Source organism: Xanthomonas sp. MUS 060, from assembly GCF_000963215.1.
Classification (GTDB): domain Bacteria; phylum Pseudomonadota; class Gammaproteobacteria; order Xanthomonadales; family Xanthomonadaceae; genus Xanthomonas_A.
Genome location: NZ_JZIM01000004.1, coordinates 120,029 through 138,735, shown reverse-complemented (window position 1 = coordinate 138,735; position 18,707 = coordinate 120,029). Strand labels below are relative to the sequence as shown.

At 64.8% G+C, this 18,707-nt stretch carries 19 protein-coding genes; 7 read left to right on the top strand and 12 right to left on the bottom strand.

Features of this window, described 5'->3' with window-relative positions:
* Positions 1–230: 230 nt before the first annotated feature.
* The gene (locus tag XANALMUS060_RS06575) at positions 231–725 is read right to left on the bottom strand and encodes a hypothetical protein (RefSeq protein ID WP_045737687.1); all 495 of its coding nucleotides are present in this window, start codon (positions 723–725) and stop codon (positions 231–233) included.
* 573 nt (positions 726–1,298) lie between these two features.
* Between XANALMUS060_RS06575 and rarD the strand changes: the two genes are divergently transcribed.
* A complete protein-coding gene (gene rarD / locus XANALMUS060_RS06570; protein WP_045737686.1) occupies positions 1,299–2,210 on the top strand; it encodes an EamA family transporter RarD in 912 nt (303 codons plus the stop codon).
* Between the two features lie 16 nt (positions 2,211–2,226).
* Here the strand turns inward: rarD and XANALMUS060_RS06565 are convergent, their stop codons facing one another.
* On the bottom strand, positions 2,227–3,369 hold the full coding sequence (locus XANALMUS060_RS06565) for an alpha/beta fold hydrolase (protein ID WP_045737685.1): 1,143 nt from the start codon (positions 3,367–3,369) through the stop codon (positions 2,227–2,229).
* Between the two features lie 347 nt (positions 3,370–3,716).
* Here XANALMUS060_RS06565 and XANALMUS060_RS06560 point away from each other — a divergent pair, with 347 nt between their 5' ends.
* Together XANALMUS060_RS06560 and XANALMUS060_RS06555 are read left to right on the top strand one after the other, a co-directional pair.
* Positions 3,717–4,037, top strand: a complete 321-nt coding sequence (locus tag XANALMUS060_RS06560) for a response regulator (RefSeq protein WP_255352352.1) — start codon at positions 3,717–3,719, stop codon at positions 4,035–4,037.
* Entirely contained in the window at positions 4,034–5,824 is a 1,791-nt protein-coding gene (locus tag XANALMUS060_RS06555; protein ID WP_235430379.1) for a GGDEF domain-containing protein, read from the top strand. The genes XANALMUS060_RS06560 and XANALMUS060_RS06555 overlap by 4 nt, the downstream gene beginning before the upstream one ends.
* Before the next feature lie 22 nt (positions 5,825–5,846).
* On the opposite strand, the gene XANALMUS060_RS06550 is transcribed toward XANALMUS060_RS06555, so the two are convergent.
* The 8 genes from XANALMUS060_RS06550 to XANALMUS060_RS06515 all read right to left on the bottom strand — a co-directional run bounded on the left by XANALMUS060_RS06550 (position 5,847) and on the right by XANALMUS060_RS06515 (position 13,766).
* Entirely contained in the window at positions 5,847–6,422 is a 576-nt protein-coding gene (locus XANALMUS060_RS06550; protein ID WP_045737684.1) for a cytochrome b, read from the bottom strand.
* Positions 6,419–7,513 carry a catalase family peroxidase gene (locus tag XANALMUS060_RS06545; RefSeq protein WP_045737683.1) on the bottom strand — a complete coding sequence of 365 codons (1,095 nt, stop codon included), beginning with the start codon at positions 7,511–7,513 and terminating at the stop codon, positions 6,419–6,421. Before XANALMUS060_RS06545 ends, XANALMUS060_RS06550 begins: the two co-directional genes overlap by 4 nt.
* A 340-nt stretch (positions 7,514–7,853) precedes the next feature.
* Positions 7,854–8,237 carry a Na+/H+ antiporter subunit G gene (locus XANALMUS060_RS06540; protein ID WP_045737682.1) on the bottom strand — a complete coding sequence of 128 codons (384 nt, stop codon included), beginning with the start codon at positions 8,235–8,237 and terminating at the stop codon, positions 7,854–7,856.
* On the bottom strand, positions 8,234–8,518 hold the full coding sequence (locus XANALMUS060_RS06535; protein WP_045737681.1) for a K+/H+ antiporter subunit F: 285 nt from the start codon (positions 8,516–8,518) through the stop codon (positions 8,234–8,236). Before XANALMUS060_RS06535 ends, XANALMUS060_RS06540 begins: the two co-directional genes overlap by 4 nt.
* A complete protein-coding gene (locus XANALMUS060_RS06530; protein WP_045737680.1) occupies positions 8,515–9,018 on the bottom strand; it encodes a Na+/H+ antiporter subunit E in 504 nt (167 codons plus the stop codon). The genes XANALMUS060_RS06535 and XANALMUS060_RS06530 overlap by 4 nt, the downstream gene beginning before the upstream one ends.
* Before the next feature lies 1 nt (position 9,019).
* Positions 9,020–10,582 carry a monovalent cation/H+ antiporter subunit D gene (locus XANALMUS060_RS06525; RefSeq protein WP_045737679.1) on the bottom strand — a complete coding sequence of 521 codons (1,563 nt, stop codon included), beginning with the start codon at positions 10,580–10,582 and terminating at the stop codon, positions 9,020–9,022.
* The gene (locus tag XANALMUS060_RS06520; protein ID WP_045737678.1) at positions 10,579–10,938 is read right to left on the bottom strand and encodes a Na+/H+ antiporter subunit C; all 360 of its coding nucleotides are present in this window, start codon (positions 10,936–10,938) and stop codon (positions 10,579–10,581) included. The genes XANALMUS060_RS06525 and XANALMUS060_RS06520 overlap by 4 nt, the downstream gene beginning before the upstream one ends.
* Positions 10,938–13,766 (bottom strand): monovalent cation/H+ antiporter subunit A, encoded by a 2,829-nt coding sequence (locus tag XANALMUS060_RS06515; protein WP_045737788.1) that lies wholly within the window; start codon positions 13,764–13,766, stop codon positions 10,938–10,940. The genes XANALMUS060_RS06520 and XANALMUS060_RS06515 overlap by 1 nt, the downstream gene beginning before the upstream one ends.
* Positions 13,767–13,981: 215 nt before the next feature.
* Between XANALMUS060_RS06515 and XANALMUS060_RS06510 the strand changes: the two genes are divergently transcribed.
* The gene (locus XANALMUS060_RS06510) at positions 13,982–14,884 is read left to right on the top strand and encodes an NAD-dependent epimerase/dehydratase family protein (RefSeq protein WP_045737787.1); all 903 of its coding nucleotides are present in this window, start codon (positions 13,982–13,984) and stop codon (positions 14,882–14,884) included.
* Here XANALMUS060_RS06510 and XANALMUS060_RS06505 read toward each other — a convergent pair.
* Positions 14,878–15,360, bottom strand: a complete 483-nt coding sequence (locus XANALMUS060_RS06505; protein WP_045737677.1) for an Mpo1-like protein — start codon at positions 15,358–15,360, stop codon at positions 14,878–14,880. The two genes, XANALMUS060_RS06510 and XANALMUS060_RS06505, sit on opposite strands and share 7 nt — an antisense overlap.
* A 320-nt stretch (positions 15,361–15,680) precedes the next feature.
* Entirely contained in the window at positions 15,681–16,607 is a 927-nt protein-coding gene (locus tag XANALMUS060_RS06500; RefSeq protein ID WP_045737676.1) for a phosphoribosylaminoimidazolesuccinocarboxamide synthase, read from the bottom strand.
* A gap of 137 nt (positions 16,608–16,744) precedes the next feature.
* Here XANALMUS060_RS06500 and XANALMUS060_RS06495 point away from each other — a divergent pair, with 137 nt between their 5' ends.
* From XANALMUS060_RS06495 to XANALMUS060_RS06485, 3 genes are read left to right on the top strand one after another with little or no spacing between them, the layout of a single operon-like run.
* Positions 16,745–17,083, top strand: coding sequence for a DnaJ domain-containing protein (locus XANALMUS060_RS06495; protein WP_045726670.1), 339 nt, complete (start codon positions 16,745–16,747; stop codon positions 17,081–17,083).
* Positions 17,084–17,092: 9 nt separating this feature from the next.
* Positions 17,093–17,761 carry a ribulose-phosphate 3-epimerase gene (gene rpe, locus XANALMUS060_RS06490; RefSeq protein ID WP_045737675.1) on the top strand — a complete coding sequence of 223 codons (669 nt, stop codon included), beginning with the start codon at positions 17,093–17,095 and terminating at the stop codon, positions 17,759–17,761.
* 1 nt (position 17,762) lies between these two features.
* Complete coding sequence (locus XANALMUS060_RS06485) at positions 17,763–18,245, top strand: GNAT family N-acetyltransferase (RefSeq protein ID WP_045737674.1); 483 nt, start codon at positions 17,763–17,765, stop codon at positions 18,243–18,245.
* The last annotated feature ends 462 nt before the right edge of the window (positions 18,246–18,707 follow it).

Sequence of the window (18,707 nt, the reverse complement as noted above, 5' to 3'; positions counted from 1 at the left end):
CAGAGGGCGGCAGTGAAACAGATGCTTCGGAAAGGTATGGAGTGCCATTGGCTTATGAGTCGGAGAAGTGCGACGGACCCGTCCCGCTAGGTTAGAGAGCCATCGCCTCTGGCGATCTTCGTTGTAGGTGGCTTCCCTGCTGCTTGCCGCTCGGCACGGCATCACTTCACCCCTGGCGAGAACCGGACTGACTAGGATCCTCGCCCTCGCCGAAGAGCCGCGTCACCGGCTCAGGCGGTGGTGGAAATCAGACCGCCCACGATGCCCTGGTTGAGCAGATCGCCGACGATGGGGCCGGTCAGGTTTGGATTTTCTTTGAGCGCGGACGACAGTGCCGGGGGCAACGTGTTGTCGGCGGTGAAGACGCCGGATGCGTTATAGATGCCGGGTGTCGACGGGGGGTTGCCGATACCATCCAGAATGCCCTGGGAATAGGACTGATCCGCCTGATTCTGATCGATGTTGGGCGAGGTGCCGTCGGCCGAACCAGCACGGACGATGGTATTGAACAGACCGGCCGCCGTATAGGTGAGGCCCTGGTCGGCAGGCGAGGAAGTGCCGAGGCTAAGGATCAACGCCGCATCCGATGACAGCGAGACGGCCTGTTGCACTGCAGAAGTGTCATTGCTTGCTTGGACAGTGTTGCCGAACGGGTTCGTTGTCGGGATGGCGAATGGGTTTGGTGCGCTACCGATCGACTGCAGTGAAGCATCAATGCTGGTCATGGTAGTTCCAAAATGAAGGGTGTAGTGCTGGAATACGCCTGTGATAATGAATAGATTATTAATTTAAGGCCGGTGGGTCGGTCGACACGGCGAGGGCGAGGGCTGGGGTGAGGAAGGTGCCGGTCTGGCATCGTCGTCAGCCCGGTCCAGCGCTCTTGTGACGCTGGCCTGCGGCCTGTGATGGACTTCAAGAAGTCGACTGCGAAGTTATCCGAGGTGTGTTGAGACAAGGTCAGTCACGCAAGTTCGGCGCGCGCCAATATGGCGTGCCGTCGGGGTCGGGTTGGCCGTCAGCGCTACGTCAGATGCGTCGTGCGGCTTGACTTGGCGATGGCCAGGACAGCATCACGCGACATCGTCCCAGCCATTGCCGGTGACCAACGCATCTCGTGTCAACGTGCGTCGGCACACGCCCTAGAATCCGAGGTCATCCTCCTCGTCCATGTCGTGCGCGTATGTCATCTTTTTTGTTCGTTTCGATTGCCCCTGCCCGCGCGCGGTGTTGCGTGGCGGTTGGTCTGTGGTGCACGTTCTGGCCGCTGCGGTGGTGATCGCGGTGGCGGGGACTGGCCGATGAGCGTTGCCGAGCACGACCTGCGGCGCGGTTTATGGATGACTGCTGGGGCCTTTGCGCTATGGGGCGTCGCGCCGTTGTACTGGCATCTGCTCAAGGCGGTGCCGTCTGCGCACATCATCGCTCACCGCATCGTGTGGAGCGCCGTGCTGGTGGTGGCCTGGTTGCTGTACAGCGCACGCCTGCAGTGGTGGCGGCGCATCGCCGCGCAGCCGCACGCGTTGGTCACGCTGGCGTTGAGCAGTGTGGCGATCGCCTTTAATTGGGGCTTGTACATCTGGGCGATCAATGCCGGGTATGTGATCGAGGCCAGCCTGGGATATTTCATCAATCCGCTGTTCAACGTGCTACTCGGCGTGGTGGTGCTGCATGAACGCTTGCGTCGGCTGCAATGGCTCGCGGTCGCGTGTGCAGCGCTCGGTGTGGCCTGGCTCACGATCGATGCAGGCGCGCCGCCGTGGGTCGCGCTGGGTTTGGCCAGCTCGTTCGCACTGTACGGCCTGCTGCGCAAGTTGGTGCACGTGGATGCGGTGGCTGGATTGGGCGTGGAAAGCGTGTATCTGTTTCTGCCGGCGCTGGGCTTCGTGCTCTGGGGCGAGGCGGGTCACGGCGGCGGGTTTTTGGGCGCCTGGGGCTGGCGTGACGACGTGCTGCTGATGTGCGGTGGCGCGGTCACCGCGGCGCCGTTGATCGGTTTCGCTTACGGGGTGCGGCGGATTCCGTTGTCGTTGGTTGGATTGCTGCAGTACATCTCGCCAAGTTTGCAGTTGCTGCTGGGTGTTTGCTTCTTCGGTGAGCCGTTCGATGCCGGCAGGGCACTGGGTTTTGCCGCGATCTGGATCGGGCTGCTGCTGTTCGCTGGCGAGAGTGTGTGGCGTTCGGGGATCGGGCGCCGCCGCGGCGCGGCATAGCGGGGCGATACAGCACTCAGCCTCGGGTGGTGTTCACTGTCGGGATGAGGGTGAATTGTTGGCTAGCGTCCAGGCGTGGCGGCAGCGGCTGCGGGCAGTGACCGTCGTGGCGTGGCGCCGGTAGTTCGGCGAACCAGTCTTCTACGGTGGGTGCCAGCAGATCCAGCCGCATCGGCAGGCTCAGGTGATTCTCCCCGTGCATCTCCAGGTAGTGCGCGCGTGGCGCGTCCAGCGCCAGCAATCGGCCGTGCGCCACCGGGATATGTTGGTCGGCGCTGCCGTGCAGCAGCAGCACGCAAGCGGTTGTGCTGCGTGCTGCGGTGGTGACATCGACTTGATCCAGGTTCAGCGCCAGGCGTTGATTGGCGCTGGCGATCACCGCGTCCAAGTTTTGATCGCCATAGCGCCACCGTGCCAGATCCATCGCGGCGCTCGCCATCCAGCCACGCGGGTGGCTGGCGAGCATGTGCGGGATCATGTCGCGGATACCGCGTCCGGCATTGGCGAAGGATTCCAGCGCCACCACGCCGTCGACCGCGTTGCCGAGCTTTTGCGCGGCGAACAATGCGGTGGCCGCGCCGTAGGACACGCCGAACAGGTAGACCGGCCCCTGTACTTCGCCGCGCACGCGTAGTGCGCGGATCACCGCGACCACGTCATCGGATTCGCGGGTGCCGTAGCCAGCCGGCCCGCCGCCGGAACGACCGTGGTTGCGCAGGTCGATGCTGATGCTGCGATAGCCGGCCTGAGCCAGGTCCAGCGACCACGGCAGCAGCGAATCGCCGTCCATCATCCAGCCGTGCAACAGCACCACGGTGCCGCGCGGTACCGGATGAATCCCGGGCGGCGGTGTGGCGACGTCCATCGCGAAGTCGGCGTGTTCGTGGCCGTTGGCGTCGCGAGCGGCGTGTTCGTAGCGGTAGCGCATACGGTAATCGCCTGGGTCGATCGCGCGCCAGAAGATCGGGATACCGCCCGGCACCACCACGTGTCCACTGCGGTTGGGCAGGGTCGCCAGCAGGCTTTGGATCCGCTCCTCGTCCATCAATGGTGATACGCCACCGGGTGCGACCAGACGGTCGCTCAACGAGGTGGAGGAGCAGGCGCCCAGGCACACGCTGGCGCACAGGACAAGCAACAGGCACAGGCGCGAGGACATGGCGGTAACGGAGATGGAAACAAATGGTCGCGCAGGCTACTCCCTGGGAGGGGCGCTGCTCTACCGTGTTTTCATGACCAAAAGATGACGCGTCAGTCCCCATTGGGCCAGGCTGCGAGCGCGCTCTTGGAATCTGCGCCGGGTCGCAGCACATCCAGGGAAGTGGTGATCGGCAGCCGCGCGGCGCACAGGGCCGGGAAACGGGTCGCCGACCGGGTCAATGCCCAGTGGGTATTCAGGTTGGTCCGTGGCAGCATGGCCGTTGATCGGATTGCTGCGTTTGGCTGAGCGCTGATGTCACGACGGCCCTACAATACCCCCACAGGGGTGGGTGCCGTGTTCGATTGGTGTTAGCGGAGGACCAGGTAATGGTGCGTAGCGCATTGGGAACCCTACTGGACCTGGAGGCGGATATCGACGCCGTCGCCAGAGTGGCCGATGGCGAGGCCGCGTGCTGTGGGCTGTGGGCTGACCTGCCGGTCATCGACATCGACATACCCCAGTTCAGCTCCCTGAAAATGGCCCGGCGCATTGAGCGTCAGCAGTTACCGGTACGTGTGTCCATGGTTACTGCCTTGCATGGAAGCGGCGCGGCTGGCGCTTCTGAAGGGGATACTACGATCCCATGTGGGTTTGCTCTTGGAGCTCGTCTGGTGGTTTGCGCATGATTCCGCATCTCGGTTTTGGTCCGGAGGACGACGGTACTTCTGTCTCTGCGCGCTTTGACATCATGTCCTTCGCGACCATCAATCGCTATGGCGTGCCGCTGGCGTTGCTGTTGTTGATCGGGATCAGTGCCGCGCTGCTGTTTGGGAGTCAGTGCTTGCTTGCCGATGCCGCTTCTGTAGAGCACAGCAACCAGGTCGTTGCCGGGATCAATGTGCTGCAATTCAATCTCAGCGATTGCGACGCCAAGTTGCGCGGTTTCCTGCTGCCGGGTGACAACAAGGATGTGGTCGATTTTCAGCGTTGCGAGCAGTCCCTGCCGTCGCATCTACAACAACTCTCCACCTTGCTGCGGGATAATCCGGCGCAATCGTCGCGACTGCGTTTGATTCAGGCGCAGATCCGCGAACGCATGCAGATCAGTGAGCATGCGATCGCGCGCCTTCAGCTCAATGACGCGACGATGCGGCCGGAGATGGAGCGCATTCGCCAGGCCTACGCGCTGTCCCAGGCCGCAGGTCGCAATGCCGATGCAATGCTGCACAGCGAGCGCGACTTGCTCGCCAAACGCATGCGGGCCACTGCCGATAGCGCCGGCATCCTGCGTCTTTTGGCCTTCGGTGGTATCCCAGGCGTGTGCGTGCTTACGCTCTGCTTGTATATGCTGCTGCGTCGCGAAATCATCGGTCGCCGGACTCAGGCCGAGCGCCTTGGGCATCATGCCAATGCGCTGCTGGTGGGCACAGTCCAGCAAATGCAGCGTACAGAACAGGACCTGCGCACGCTCAACCGCTGCAGTCGCGGGCTACAGAGTTGCGTGCAGCAAGATGAAGCGGTCGAGGTCGCACGCCAGGCGCTTGAGCGCCTGCTCGGTTCGGCTGGGTGCGGCGTGTACTGCACCGATGCTGCTGGCGAGCAGGTGGTGTGCGTCGCCCACTGGGGGATGGAGACGGCATGTGCGCCATCGATGTCGCTGGAGCGTTGCGAGAGTCTATGTCGGCACGCGACCCAGGTGATGCAGCCCGGTGCAGCGTCGCTGTGCGCACAAACCACCGATGCCATTTGCGAACCCGCACAAGCGCTTTACGGCGCCTGTGTGCCGATGATCGTGCAGGACGAACGGCTGGGGATGATCCATCTCTCCAGTCCCGACCTTGCCGTGCTGGAGCGGCTGAACCTGGTCGAGGTGGTGGCCGAGCAACTGGCGATGGCGCTGCATAATCTGCATTTGCGTCAGCGCCTGCGCACGCAGTCGATTCGTGATCCGCTGACCGGGCTGTATAACCGACGCTATCTGGAGGAGTCGCTGCTGCGCGAACTATCGCGCTGTGCGCGCCGCGATTTGCCGTTGGCACTGATGATGTTGGATCTGGACCATTTCAAGGCGCTCAACGACCGTTTGGGCCATGCTGGCGGCGACGCGTTGCTGGCTGCTTTCGGCCAGTTGCTTGCGGGAATGGTGCGACCGGAAGATATCGCCTGCCGTTATGGTGGCGAGGAGTTCACGGTGATTCTCCCGGGTGCCTCGGCAGACGTTGCGCAACGCCGCGCCGAGCAAATTCGCGTGGCGGTCGAGCAGCTGCAGGTACAGCATCAGGGGCAAACGCTGCCACCGATCACGGTGTCGATTGGCGTAGCGGCTTATCCGGACCATGGCAGTACCGGCGAGGAATTGCTGCGCTGCGCCGACGCTGCGCTTTACGCTGGCAAGCGTAATGGCCGCAATCGAGTCGCTTCGGCTGTGACCGAGCTGAGCGTGAACGACGATTGCCAACTCGCGTCATCGTAAGGCGTTATCCCGCGTTGTCCGGCTATGTCCGCTCGGGTGTTGCCGTTGGCTTGGCCGCTGCCGCGCCGCGCACCATGCTCGCCAATACATCGTCCCGGCGTATCCAGGCATGGAACAGTGCCGCGCACAGATGTCCCAACACCGTGGCGAACAACAGATAACCCAGCCAGCCATGCGCGCAACGTAGCTCCGCGTACAGCACCGGGTTGTGCGAGGTGATCGCGGGCAGGTGTACGCCCGCCCACAGCACGATTGGATAGCCGCCAGCCGAGAGCATCGCCCAGCCCAACAGCGGCATCGCCAGCATCAGCGCATACAGCAAGCCGTGCGAGGCATGCGCGGCGATTTTTTGCCAGTGCGGCAGGTCGGCCGGTAGCGGCGGCGGGCGGTGCCGCAGACGGTTGCCCAGGCGCACCAGCGCCAGCAGTCCGATGGCGATGCCCAGTGGACGGTGCAGGTCCAGCAGCCAGGGGCGTTGCGACACCGAGGCAACCATGCCGACGCCGACGAACAGCATGGTCAGGATCATCGCCGCCATCAGCCAATGCAGCACGCGCGCGGTCAGGTTGAAGTGCCCGGATCGGTTGCTCGGATTCATTGTGCAGTTCCTTGTTGGCCGATGGCATCCGGCGCCTGGCCGCGTGCGATCTCGCGCTCGCGGCGGTTGAACGATTGTGCATAGACCGCCGAACGTGCGGCCAGAATCGGGTCGTCGGAGCCGGCGATGCCGTGCGGCAGGATCAGCGGGTCGTAGTTGAGGTCGCGGCATGGGCCGCTGGCCTGTGGTTCGGCATGGTCGAGCACCAGGGTGCCAGCGACCACATGTTGCCGCGTCGGTGGCCAGGGGCGGGACGGATCCTCGATTGGATCGCCGGGCGCGGCCACGGTAAGTACCAAGTCCCAGCGCAGCGGGCCGCGCTCCAGCCGCGTCTGTAGATCCTCGCTGAGAAAATTCGCATCGGCCTGCGCGCGCTGCGCCGCCGACAACGGCATGAACGGCGTGTGCGGGCGCATCGACCAGCGCACGTAGCGGCTGCTGCCATCGGCGGCGGTGAAACGGAACGCGTTGACGCCGTTGTACTCGGTATTGGCCCAACTGTTCGACCATGGCGCGGTCCTGGCCCATTCCTGGAACATATGTGCTTCCGGATAGCGCTGCAGGAACGCGGCCATCTTCGCTGGATCCGGTTTGCCGGTCGCCGGATCTGGCGTTGACGCCTGGAGCTGCGCCATGAAGCCTTCTGGCGTGGCGACCACGAAGAATGGAAAGTTGTTCATCGCCATGCGCCATTCCTGGCCGTCGTCGCTGCGCAACTGCAGGGCCATGCTGCGCACGCGTGCCTGGCCGTCGGCGCCGTGCGGATCGCTGCCGCCGATCGACAGGCGGCCCAGCACCGGCACCGAGGCCTGGGCGAACACCCGAGCTTCGGACAATGCCTGACCTTGGCCGTTACTCTCGAAGTGGCCGCTGACGCAGACCCCCTTGCTGTGCGCGCGGCGGAAGCCGGGATGCGCTGGACCACCGGCTTGGAGGGCGTCGGTCATGTGCTGGGCGGTCAGCCGTTGCGGCCCGCCGAGCCAGCCCGCGCTCCAGGCGAAGGCGGCGGCCAGAGCAACGGCGATTGCGGCGATGCCGGCCAGTGCCAGCCAGGGACGTGGCGGTGACGAGGTCGGATCGGGCTGGGACATGTGCAGCTCCTGTGGCGATGGGGTGTGACGTGGCTGGATGGCGCAACGACGTTGTGTCGCAGTGGTGCCGGTGACAAGGTCATACCAGCGGCGAGGCGGCATTCGCGCTCTGTTTTACACCGATTCGAACGGGTGCATGGCGACAATTGCCGCATCCATGCCGAGGCCTGTATTCGCCGCATGATGGATTCCCTGCCATCGTGTTGCGGTACGCCGACACAACGCGCTTGGCGCATATCGCCCGAGTCATTGTCTTGCTGGTGACGTGGCGGCCTGTTCACGCCGCTGTGCGGATCGGCATCAGCGCGGCGTCGGGTTGGATGTCATCCTCAGCAGCAGGCTAGAGCAACGGTGGCGGTTGCTTCGTTCGAGTCGGCATCGGTCGTCGTTTCTGGTCGACGTCCCTACTGTCGGGCGTCGGTGGGTGTTCTGCCAGCATTAGCGAGAGCGCGGCCTTTGCCATCATGTGCGCGCTGATCGGTGCGGTGATGAACAAGAACACGGTAATCAACAATTCGCGTGGCTGCGGGTCTTGCCCCAGGAACAGGTGATAGCCCACCGAGGCCAGCAGAATGCAGCCCACGCCCAGCGTGCTGGCCATGGTCGGCGCGTGCAGGCGCTTGAAGAAGTCCGATAGTCTCACCAGTCCCAGCGCACCGAGCAGGATGAAAGAGCAGCCGACGATCAGCAGCAACGCCAGGGTGAGATGCAGCAATGCGTTCATTCGACGATGTCCCGACGCAGCACGTATTTGCTCAACACCACGGTACTGCCGAAGCCGAGCATGGCGATGATCAACGCCGCCTCGAAATACACCGGCGAATCCAGGTACATGCCCCATAACATCACTTCGGCGATTGCGCTGATCGAGAGCGTATCCAGCGCCAGGATGCGGTCGGGCAGGGTCGGGCCGCGCAGCAGCCGCCACAACGCCAGCAGCATCGCCAGGGCGACCATGTGCATGCACACCACGATGGTGGTGTCGATGAAGATGTCGTGGGTCATGGGAAGATCTCCATCAATGGCGCTTCGTAACGTGTCTTGATTTGCTGGATCAGGCGCTCGGCATCGTCCAGGTGCAGCACATGCACCAGCAAATATTTGCGGTCCTGCGACAACGCTGCCGAGACCGTACCTGGGGTCAGGGTGATCATGCTGGTCAGTGCGGCGATACCATGGATGTTGGCGATATCCAGCGGCACCCAGACGAAGCCGGGGCGGATTCGTGTCTGCGGTCCTAGCACTTGCAGCGCGACCATCACGTTGGAGCGCACGATGTCCCAGGCCGCCACGCACAGCATCTTCGGCAGCGGACGCAGCGTGCCGATGCGGGCGAACTCGCGGTCCAGGCGCGCGGCGAACAGCGGCACCGCCACGCCGAGTCCACCGCCAAGCAAGAGTTGGCCTGGGCTGAGACTGTCGCTCATCAGCAGCCAGAACGCGGTGATGGTGAGACTCAGCGGCCAGGAGGGGAACAGCCGGCGCGACCAGGAGGAACGGACCATCTCAGGGCTCCCGCAGCACTGGCGCCGTGGCGCGCAACTGGGTGACATACGCGGATGGATACAACACCTGCGCGGCGATGGCATCGGTGTAGCGCAGCAGTGGTTCGGCTGCCAACGTCATGGTCATGCCGTAGCCGAGCAGCAACAGGGTGGCGGCGACTTCCAGCCGCCGTGCCGCTACCGTGTGCGTGACCGGCGGTGGCAATGCGGCAGTGTCGTGATCGACCGTGTTCTGGTGACCGGGTACGTGCCAGAACAGTCGCACGCCGCTGCGGGTCAGCCCGATGATGACCATCAGGCTGCTGAGCAACACCGTGCTCCACACCGGGCCAGTGAGCGCCGCTGGCGTGTCGCCGAGCAGCGCGACCTTGGCCAGGAAACCGGACAGTGGCGGCAGCCCAGCCACCGAGATCGCCGCGATCAGAAACAGCAGTCCTGACAGCGTTTTCTGCGGCAGCGGGGCGATGTGGTTGTTGCGCTCGCCTGCACCGCCGCGTCGGCCCGGGATCAGTTCGGCGATCATGAACAGTGCGGCGGCCACGAAACTGCTGTGCGCCAGGTAATACAGGCCCGCGCTGAGCATGCCGGGCCGCTGCAACGCGAAGGCGACAAACAACGTCGCCGCCGACACGATCACCAGGTAGCCGATCAGCACCCGCAGGCGCACCGCCGCCAGCACGCCGAGAGCACCCAGCAGCAGCGTGGTCAGGCCCAGCCACAGTAGCCAGTCGCCGCCGTAGCCATGCAGCGTCGACGACTGGCTGCCGAGCATCAGCGTACTGACGCGCAACATCGTATACAGGCCGACCTTGGTCATGATCACGCATAGCGCCGCGACGGCGGTCGGCGCTCGCGCATAGGTTTCCGGCAACCACAGATATAACGGTAGCAACGCGGCCTTGGCGCAGAACACCAGCAGCAACAGGCCGAGTGCGGCCTTGATCAGCGCCAGGTTCTGCGGTGGCGCCTGCGCCACGCGCTGCGACAACTCGGCCATGTTCAGCGAGCCGAGCAGTGCGTACAGCAAGCCCAGCGCGATCAGGAACACGGTGGAGCAGGTGACGTTGAACACCACGTAATGAAACCCCGCACGCAGGCGCAGGCCGCGACCGCCACTGAGCAGCAGCCCGTAGGAAGCGATCAACATCACCTCGAAGAATACGAACAGATTGAAGACATCGCCGGTCAGGAATGCGCCGTTCAGGCCGACCAACTGGAACTGGAACAGCGCATGGAAATGCGGCGCACGCCGATCCCAACCCGCGCAGGCGTGCAGCAGGCAAGCGGCGGCGAGCAAGGTGGTGGTCGCCAGCATCCATGCCGATAGCCGGTCGGCCATCAGCACGATGCCCAGCCGCGCGGGCCAGTCGCCCAGCAGATAGGCGTGGACGTGACCATCGCCCACCTGCGCGCACAGCGCGGTCACGGCTGCGGCCAGTGCCGCCATCGCCGTCCACGCCAGCAGGCGCTGCAACCTGCGAGCTGCGCGACGTTGCTCCAGCAACAACGACAACCCGGCACCGAGCAATGGAATCAGGATCGGCAGAATCAGCACATGGCTCATGGCGCATCCTCCGCGTCATGATCCGCGCGCGCATCGACATGGTCGCTGTGGTTGTCGCTGCGATTGCGCAGTGCCAGCACGATACTCACGGCCGTCATCGCGAAGGCGATCACGATCGCGGTCAACACCAATGCCTGCGGCAGCGGATCGGCATGCTCGGCCAGGGTCGGCGCGATGCCGTCGCGCAGCAGCGGCGCTTTGCCCTGCACCAGCCGTCCACCAGCGAAGATCAGCAGGTTGGTGGCGTAGGACAGCACGGTCATGCCCAGGATCACATCGAAGCTGCGCGCGCGCAGTAGCAGATACACGCCTACCGCCGTCAGCACGCCGATCGCGCTCGCCAAGGCCAGTTCCATCAGTGCATTTCCCCGGTGATGGCCGAGCGTCGGGTCGGGTCGATGCGCCCGCGCTGCGCCTCGCGTGTGCGTGAGGGCATGATCGTGCCCAGCATCGACAGGGTCAGCATGGTGCCGCCGAACACCACCAGGAAGACGCCGGTGTCGAACCCCAGCGCACTGGTCAACGACACCTCGCCGATCAATGGCAGCGTCAGGTCGAGGTGGCCGCTGGTCAACAATGGCGCGCCGAACAACAGTGCGCCCATGCCGCTGAGCGCGGCCAGCAACAAACCCAGCGCGATGCAGCGGATGTAGTCCAAGCCGAAGCGCGACTCCACCGAAGCGGCGCCCTGGATCACGTACTGCATCAGCAGCGGCACCGCCAGCACCAGCCCGGCGATAAACCCGCCACCGGGCGCATTGTGTCCGCGCAGAAACAAAAAGATCGACACGGTGAGGGTGAGCGGGAACAGCAATTGGGTCAGATCCGCTGGCACCGGCAGCGTGATCGGTGGGCCGGGCATGATCGTTTCGGGCATCATCCGCACACCTCGCAACAGCGCGTGCACCACCAGCGCGGCAATCGCGAACACGCTGATTTCGCCGAAGGTATCCAAACCGCGGAAATCCACCAGAATCACGTTGACCACGTTGCGTCCATACGCCTGTGGCAGCGCGCGTTGCAGTAGTTCGCCGGCCATGCTCGACGTTGGGCGGGTCATCGCCGCATACGCCAGCAAGGCCATGCCGACACCGGCGGCGATTGCCAATGCCGCATCGCGTCGCCGCGGCCAGCGCCGTGGTTCCGCAGGCGACACAGTAGGCAAGTAGTGCAGCCCCAGCAGCATCAACACTAGCGTGACCATTTCCACCAGCAATTGGGTCAGCGCCAGATCCGGTGCGGACAGGAACACGAAGACCAGGCTCACGCCCAGTCCGCTGCCACCGATGGCCACCACGGCCAGCAGGCGCTGGCGGTACAGGCGCAGCGTGGTGAATGCGCTGCCGACGATCAACAACCACAGCGCCCAGCCCAGCGGCGGCATCGGCTGCGGTGGCGGCCACGACGGCCATGACGGCGCCGTCGCGACGAACGGCGCCGCCGCGACCACCACGGCGGCCAACAGCAAGCAACGCAGGCTGCGTTGCAGGCGGCCATTGACGAGCAGCCGGGTCGCCCGCGCGGCCAGGCCGAACAATGTCTGCACATGCCAATGGAACAGGCGTTTGCCCAGCGAACGGCGCACCTCGGTGTATAGCGCCGTCAGCCGGCGCAGGCTGAAGTACAGTGCCACCCCGCCGATCACGCCGGTCAGGCTCATCGCCAGCGGCGCGTTCCAGCCGTGCCACAGCGCCAGGCTGTAGTCGGGCAGGGCGTCGCCGAGGATCGCGCTGGCGGCGCTGCGCAACACCGGTGCCACGGTCAGCGTTGGCACGGTGCCGACCGCCACGCAGACCAACACCAGGATTTCCACCGGAATCTTCATCCAGCGCGGCGGCTCGTGCGGCATCGTCTGCAGCTCGCGTGGCCCTTCGCCGAAGAACGTCTCGTAGACGAAGCGCAGGCTGTAGGCCACGCCGAACACGCCGGCCAGCAGTGCTGCGCTGGCGATGAACACACGCATCGCCGTCGGTCCGTTGGTGCCCAGCGCCTCGGCGAAGAACATTTCCTTGGACAAAAACCCGTTGAGCAGCGGGATACCGGCCATCGCCAGCGCGGCGATGATCGCCAGCGTGCTGGTGATCGGCATCCAGCGGCGCAACCCGCCGAGCCGACGCATGTCGCGGGTGTGGGTCTCGTGGTCGATGATGCCGGCGGCCATGAACAACGAGGCTTTGAAGACGGCGTGATTGAGCATGTGGAAGACGCCAGCGACCACCGCCATCGGCGTGGATAGCCCGAACAACATGGTGATCAAGCCCAGATGCGAGATTGTCGAATACGCCAGCACGCCTTTCAGATCGTGCTGGAAGATCGCTAACCAGGCTCCGGTCAGCAGGGTGATCGCGCCGATGCCGCTGACCGTGTAGAAGAACAACGGGCTGCCGGCCAGCGCCGGATGCAGTCGCGCCAGCAGGAAGACGCCGGCCTTGACCATCGTCGCCGAATGCAGATACGCCGACACCGGCGTTGGTGCGGCCATCGCCTGCGGCAGCCAAAAATGCAGCGGGAACTGCGCGCTCTTGCTGAAGATGCCGAGCAGGATCAACCCCAGCGCCCACGGATACAGCGCGCTGGCGCGGATCGTCTCGCCAGCGGCGAGCACCGCGTCGAGCTGATAACTGCCGACGATGCGACCGAGCAGCAGCACGCCGCCGAGCAACGCCAGGCCACCGCCGCCGGTGATCACCAGGGCCATGCGCGCGCCGTCGCGCGCGTCCTTGCGCTGCGACCAGAAGCCGATCAGCAAGAACGAACTGATGCTGGTCAGTTCCCAGAACACCATCAGCAGCAACAAATTGCCGGCCAGCACCATGCCCAGCATCGCACCCATGAAGAACAGCAGGCAGGCATAGAAACGCGCCGCGTTCTCGCGCGCACTCAGGTAGTAGTGCGCATACATCACCACCAGTGCGCCGATCGCCAGCACCAAGCCAGCGAACATCCAGGCCAGGCCATCGAGCCGCAGTGAAAACTGCAGCCCGATCTGCGGCAGCCAGGCGTGATCGCTGCGGACGATGCCGCCTTGCAGGACGGTCGCGCTCAACGTGCCCAGCAACACCAGGCCGGCCAGTGGCGCGATCGCCGCGACCCAGGCCAGCACAGCGCGTGTCCGATGGCGCAGGGCGGCCACGCTGACCGCCATCAGGAACGGCAAGGCCAACAGGAGGATGAGGATGGGCATCATGCAGGGAATACGCGATTCGCGTGCAGAGATCCGAGTGTAACAGGCAGGTTGTGGCGCTGGCCGAGGGTGGCGTGGCGCGCATGCACGCACATCGACGCTCTGACCCGCAGCAGGCGATGCGTCTGCGCGTGCTGCGCCACAGGAAATTGGGCATGGTGGCGTGCGCTGGTTATGCTGTGGCGATGATCGATGCGCCTGTTTCCGCTGTCCCCATGCAACACCCTGCCACGTCGCCGGGTATCGCGCTGCTGTTCGGCGGGAGTGGTCAAATCGGCGAACCGCTGTTGCAAGGGTTGCTCGCCGCCGGTTGGCAGGTGCATGCCTACTCGCGCACCGCCCAGCCGGCCCGGCCCGGCCTGCATTGGCATTCTGGCGAGCTGGGGACGTTGTCGATGCCACCGTCGCCGGTCGATGTCGTCTTCAGTTGCGGGCCGCTGGATGCGTTCGCGGATTGGTATCGGCGCGTGCCGATGCAGGCGCCGCGCGTGGTCGCGTTCGGCTCCACCAGCCTGGAGGTCAAGCGCGATTCGCTGGATACCGCCGAACGCGATGTTGCCCGACGCTTGCGCGAGGCCGAAGCGACGCTGTTTGCGGTGGCCGCCGAACGCGGCGCCGCTGCGACAGTGTTACGACCGACCCTGGTCTACGGTGCTGGTCGCGACCGTACCTTGAGCGCGATTGCGGCGCTGGCGCGGCGCAGCGGTTGCTTCGTACTGCCGCGCAGTGCCTGTGGCCTGCGGCAGCCGGTGCATGTGCAGGATCTGGCCGATGCGGCGCTGGCGGTACTGGCGTCTGCGGCCACACATGGCAAAAGCTATGCGCTGGGCGGCGGCGAGACACTGCGTTATCGCGACATGGTGCGCCGCGTGCTGGCCGTGTTGCAGCCACCGGCACGGTTGCTGCTGTTGCCGCATGCCGTGTTCGCGCTGCTGTTGGCGTTGGCGCATGCCTGCGGTCGCTTGCGTGGCATGAATCGCGCGGCCTTGCAGCGCATGCGCGAGGATCTGGTCTTCGATCTGGCGCCTGCGCTGCGCGATTTCGGCTACGCGCCGCGCGTGTTCGCCCCGGATGCGGCCATGCTCGGCGTGACGCCCGCAGACGCCGTGCCTCAGTAGCGCCAGTGCATGTGCCGGTACAGCTTGGCCAGCACCCAGGCCGGGCCGATCAGCAGATACACGAGATCGGTGAAAAAACTGGGCCGCTGGCCTTCCAGTGTGTGGCCGAAGTACTGCGCGATCCACGCGAGCACGAAGACCGCCAGTGCCACCCAACGCAATCCCTGCAGCCCCAGGTGTGCTTCCAGCAGCCGGCACAGACAGCCACAGAAAAAGAAGACGGCGAGCATGCCGTAGCCCAGTGGTCGCGACAGCCGGTTGTAGTACATCCACGCGGCGAACATGCCCAGCGCCGCCCACACGCCGCTTTGGAACCAGCTAGCGCCGACCGGGATGCACCACAGCAGCGCCACGACCGACCACAGGATCGCCGGCACCGCGATCACGTGGATACGCTGGTTGACGGTGTTGCGGTGAGCGTCGGAATAGTGGGCGAAGTATCGGTCGATCGGGCGCGCGTAGACGGTGGTTTCCATCTTTCCTCCGAGTCACCGAATCAGCATAGCGTCATCGACGCCGCGATGCGCAGACAGCTCCCTGTGGCGTGGCTGCGTGCGAGCGATGAGAACGCTGCGTGGGTTGGCGAAGTGTCGCAGAGCGGCGTGTTGTCCGCAGCAGTGTGTTGGAGCCAGCGCCGATCCGGTGGTTGCAAAGCTCGGGAACGAAGAAGCGCAGGCGATAGCGAAATCATCGTCGGTTTCGGGTCGATCCGCTCATGCGGTGGAGGATACGCCGCATTGCCGCATCCGCATGCCGCCTCGTCCAAGCGCCGGCATCTGGCGCAGGGCGATGCGTTTCAATCGACCGAAATGCCGGCCAGCCGCTGCAGTGCCTCGGCGTATTTGCTTCGGGTGCGCTCGATCACTTCCTGCGGCAGGCGCGGGCCGGGCGCGGTCTTGCCCCAGTCCAGCGTTTCCAGGTAATCGCGCACGAACTGTTTGTCGTAGCTCGGCGGGCTACTGCCAACGTCGTATTCGTCGGCGGGCCAATAACGCGAGGAGTCCGGAGTCAGCATCTCGTCCATGATGTACAGGCGGCCATCGAGGTCGGTGCCGAATTCGAACTTGGTGTCCGCCAGCAGGATGCCGCGCTCGGCGGCGAAGTCGGCGGCGAAGCGGTAGATGCGCAACGTGGCGTCACGCACGCGCTCGGCCAGCTCGGCGCCCACGGTCTTGACCATGGCATCGAAGTCGATGTTTTCGTCGTGGTCGCCGACGGCGGCCTTGGTCGAGGGGGTGAAGATCGGTTCGGCCAGTTTCTCGGCCTGGCGCAGGCCATCGGGTAGCTCGATCCCGCTGACCTTGCCGGTGCGCTGGTAGTCCTTCCAGCCGCTGCCGATCAGATAGCCGCGGGCGATGGCTTCCACCGGCACCGGCTTGAGCTTGCGGGTCACCACCGCGCGTTTGGCGTACAGCGCGGTGTCCACGCCCTCGGGCAGCACCGCGGCGACATCGATGCCGGTGAGATGGTTGGGCATCAGGTGTTCGGTCTTCTTGAACCAGAAGTTGGACACCTGGCAGAGCATCTCGCCCTTGCCGGGAATCGGGTCGGGCAGCACCACGTCGAAGGCGGACAAGCGGTCGGTGGCGACCATCAGCAGGTAGTCGCCGGCCGGGACGTTGGCGGGCAGGCGTTCGCGCGGCAGATCGAACACGTCGCGGACCTTGCCGCGGTGACGCAACGGCAGGCCAGGCAGATCGGATTGCAACAGCGTGGTGGACACAGGCGCTCCTACGGACTTCGCAATGGCGACCGTCCCAGGGACCCGGCGGGCCCGCGGCGGACGGCGGGCCGCGTAGTGTACGGCTGGAAAGCCCTACTGTGCCGTAAAATATACGTCCCTATCCGCCGAGCCCGCCCTTGTCCAAGCCCTGGTACGGAAAATTGCTCGGCGCCATCGCCGCCGCCTTGCTGCTGCGGCCAACGCCCGTGCTTGGCGCGTTCATCGGGCTGCTGATCGGACATGCTTTCGACGCGGACTGGTTCAAGCTATCCCAGCGCGAAGATCCGTATCGCGAACTGGGCCTCACACGCGATGCGACCGACGCGGAAATCGAACTTGCCTATCGCCGGCTGATGTCTCAATACCATCCCGACAAAGTCGCTAACGCCAGCCCAGAGTTGCGCGCGCGCGCCGAGAAAAAGGCCAGCCAGCTCAACACGGCTTACGACCGTATTCGCCTCCTGCGCAAACGCTGAGATCCCGCCATGTCCGATTGCATCATTGCCCCGTCCATCCTGTCCGCCGATTTCGCCCGTCTTGGCGAGGAAGTGGATGCGGTGCTGCGCGCCGGCGCCGACTGGATCCATTTCGATGTGATGGATAACCACTACGTGCCGAATCTGACCATCGGCCCGATGGTATGCCGGGCGCTGCGCAAGCACGGGGTGAGCGCACCGATCGACGTGCATCTGATGGTGGAGCCGGTGGATCGGCTGATTCCCGATTTCGCCGAGGCCGGTGCCAGCCTCATCAGCTTCCATCCCGAGGCCAGCCGTCATGTCCATCGCAGCATCCAACTGATCAAGTCGCACGGCTGCCAAGTCGGGTTGGCAATCAACCCCGCCACCCCGTTGGAGATTCTCGACTGGGTGTTGGACGATGTGGATCTGGTGCTGGTGATGTCGGTCAACCCGGGCTTTGGCGGGCAGGCATTCATCCCCTCGGCGCTGGACAAGCTGCGCTCCATCCGCACCTGCATCGACGCCAGTCGCAAGCCGATCCGGCTGCAAGTCGATGGTGGGATCAAGCCGGACAACATCGCCGCGGCCGCGGCCGCCGGTGCCGATACCTTCGTCGCAGGGTCGGCGATCTTCAACGCGCCGGATTACGCCGAGGTCATCGCGCGCATGCGCGCGGCGGTGGCGGCGCGCTGAGATGGCGGTGATGCAGATCCGCCCGGCGCTGGCCGCCGATGCCGCGCTGATGCTGCGGATGATTCGCGACCTGGCCCGCTACGAGCGGGCCGAGGACGCGGTGCAAACCGACGAGGCCGGCCTGCGCGCCAGTTTGTTCGGTCCCGGTGCGCGTGCGCATGCGTTGATCTGCGAAGTCGATACCCAGCCGGTCGGTTATGCGGTGTATTTCTACAATTATTCCACCTGGCTCGGACGCAACGGCCTGTATCTGGAAGATCTGTACGTGGATCCCGCGCACCGTGGTCTAGGTGCCGGCAAGGCGTTGTTGCGGCATTTGGCGCGGCAGGCGGTGGCCGAAGGTTGCGGTCGTTTCGAGTGGTCGGTGCTGGACTGGAACCAACCGGCAATCGACTTCTACGCAGCAGCAGGCGCGCAGGCGCAGGACGAATGGACGGTGTACCGCTTGCAGGGCGAGGCACTGAGCAAGTTCGCCGCCGGTTAAGCGCCGTTGCTGTGCGAGCTGCAAAAAGCAGCGAGGTAGAAAAAGCAGGAACCGCACAGTTGCCTGTGCGGTTCCTCTGGAAATATTTGGAGGCTGATCCTGCCTCCATCCGTCGTCCCTGCTATGGCCTTCTATGTTCCGGATCGTCGGTGACGCGGGTATGACAGTGCGCGGCGCGGTGTCGTATCGATTCGCGATCCGTGTCATGCCGTGTCGGCGAAGCACGCGCGATGGTCCGCGCAGGCTGTGCATGGCGGCAGCGCATCGGTCCTGGTTTTCAGGCGGCGAAGCCAGCTTTGCGCACCGCGCCGATGTCCGCGAACGGACTGCGGACGCGGTTCCCTGCACCCGATCCGCCTGCGTCGCTGTGGCTAAACCGCCAGATGTGCCTGCCGTCGCACAATCGACTGTGCCGTCTGCAACCGTTGCCAGTCGCCGCAGTTGCGGTAAAGTAGTGACCGT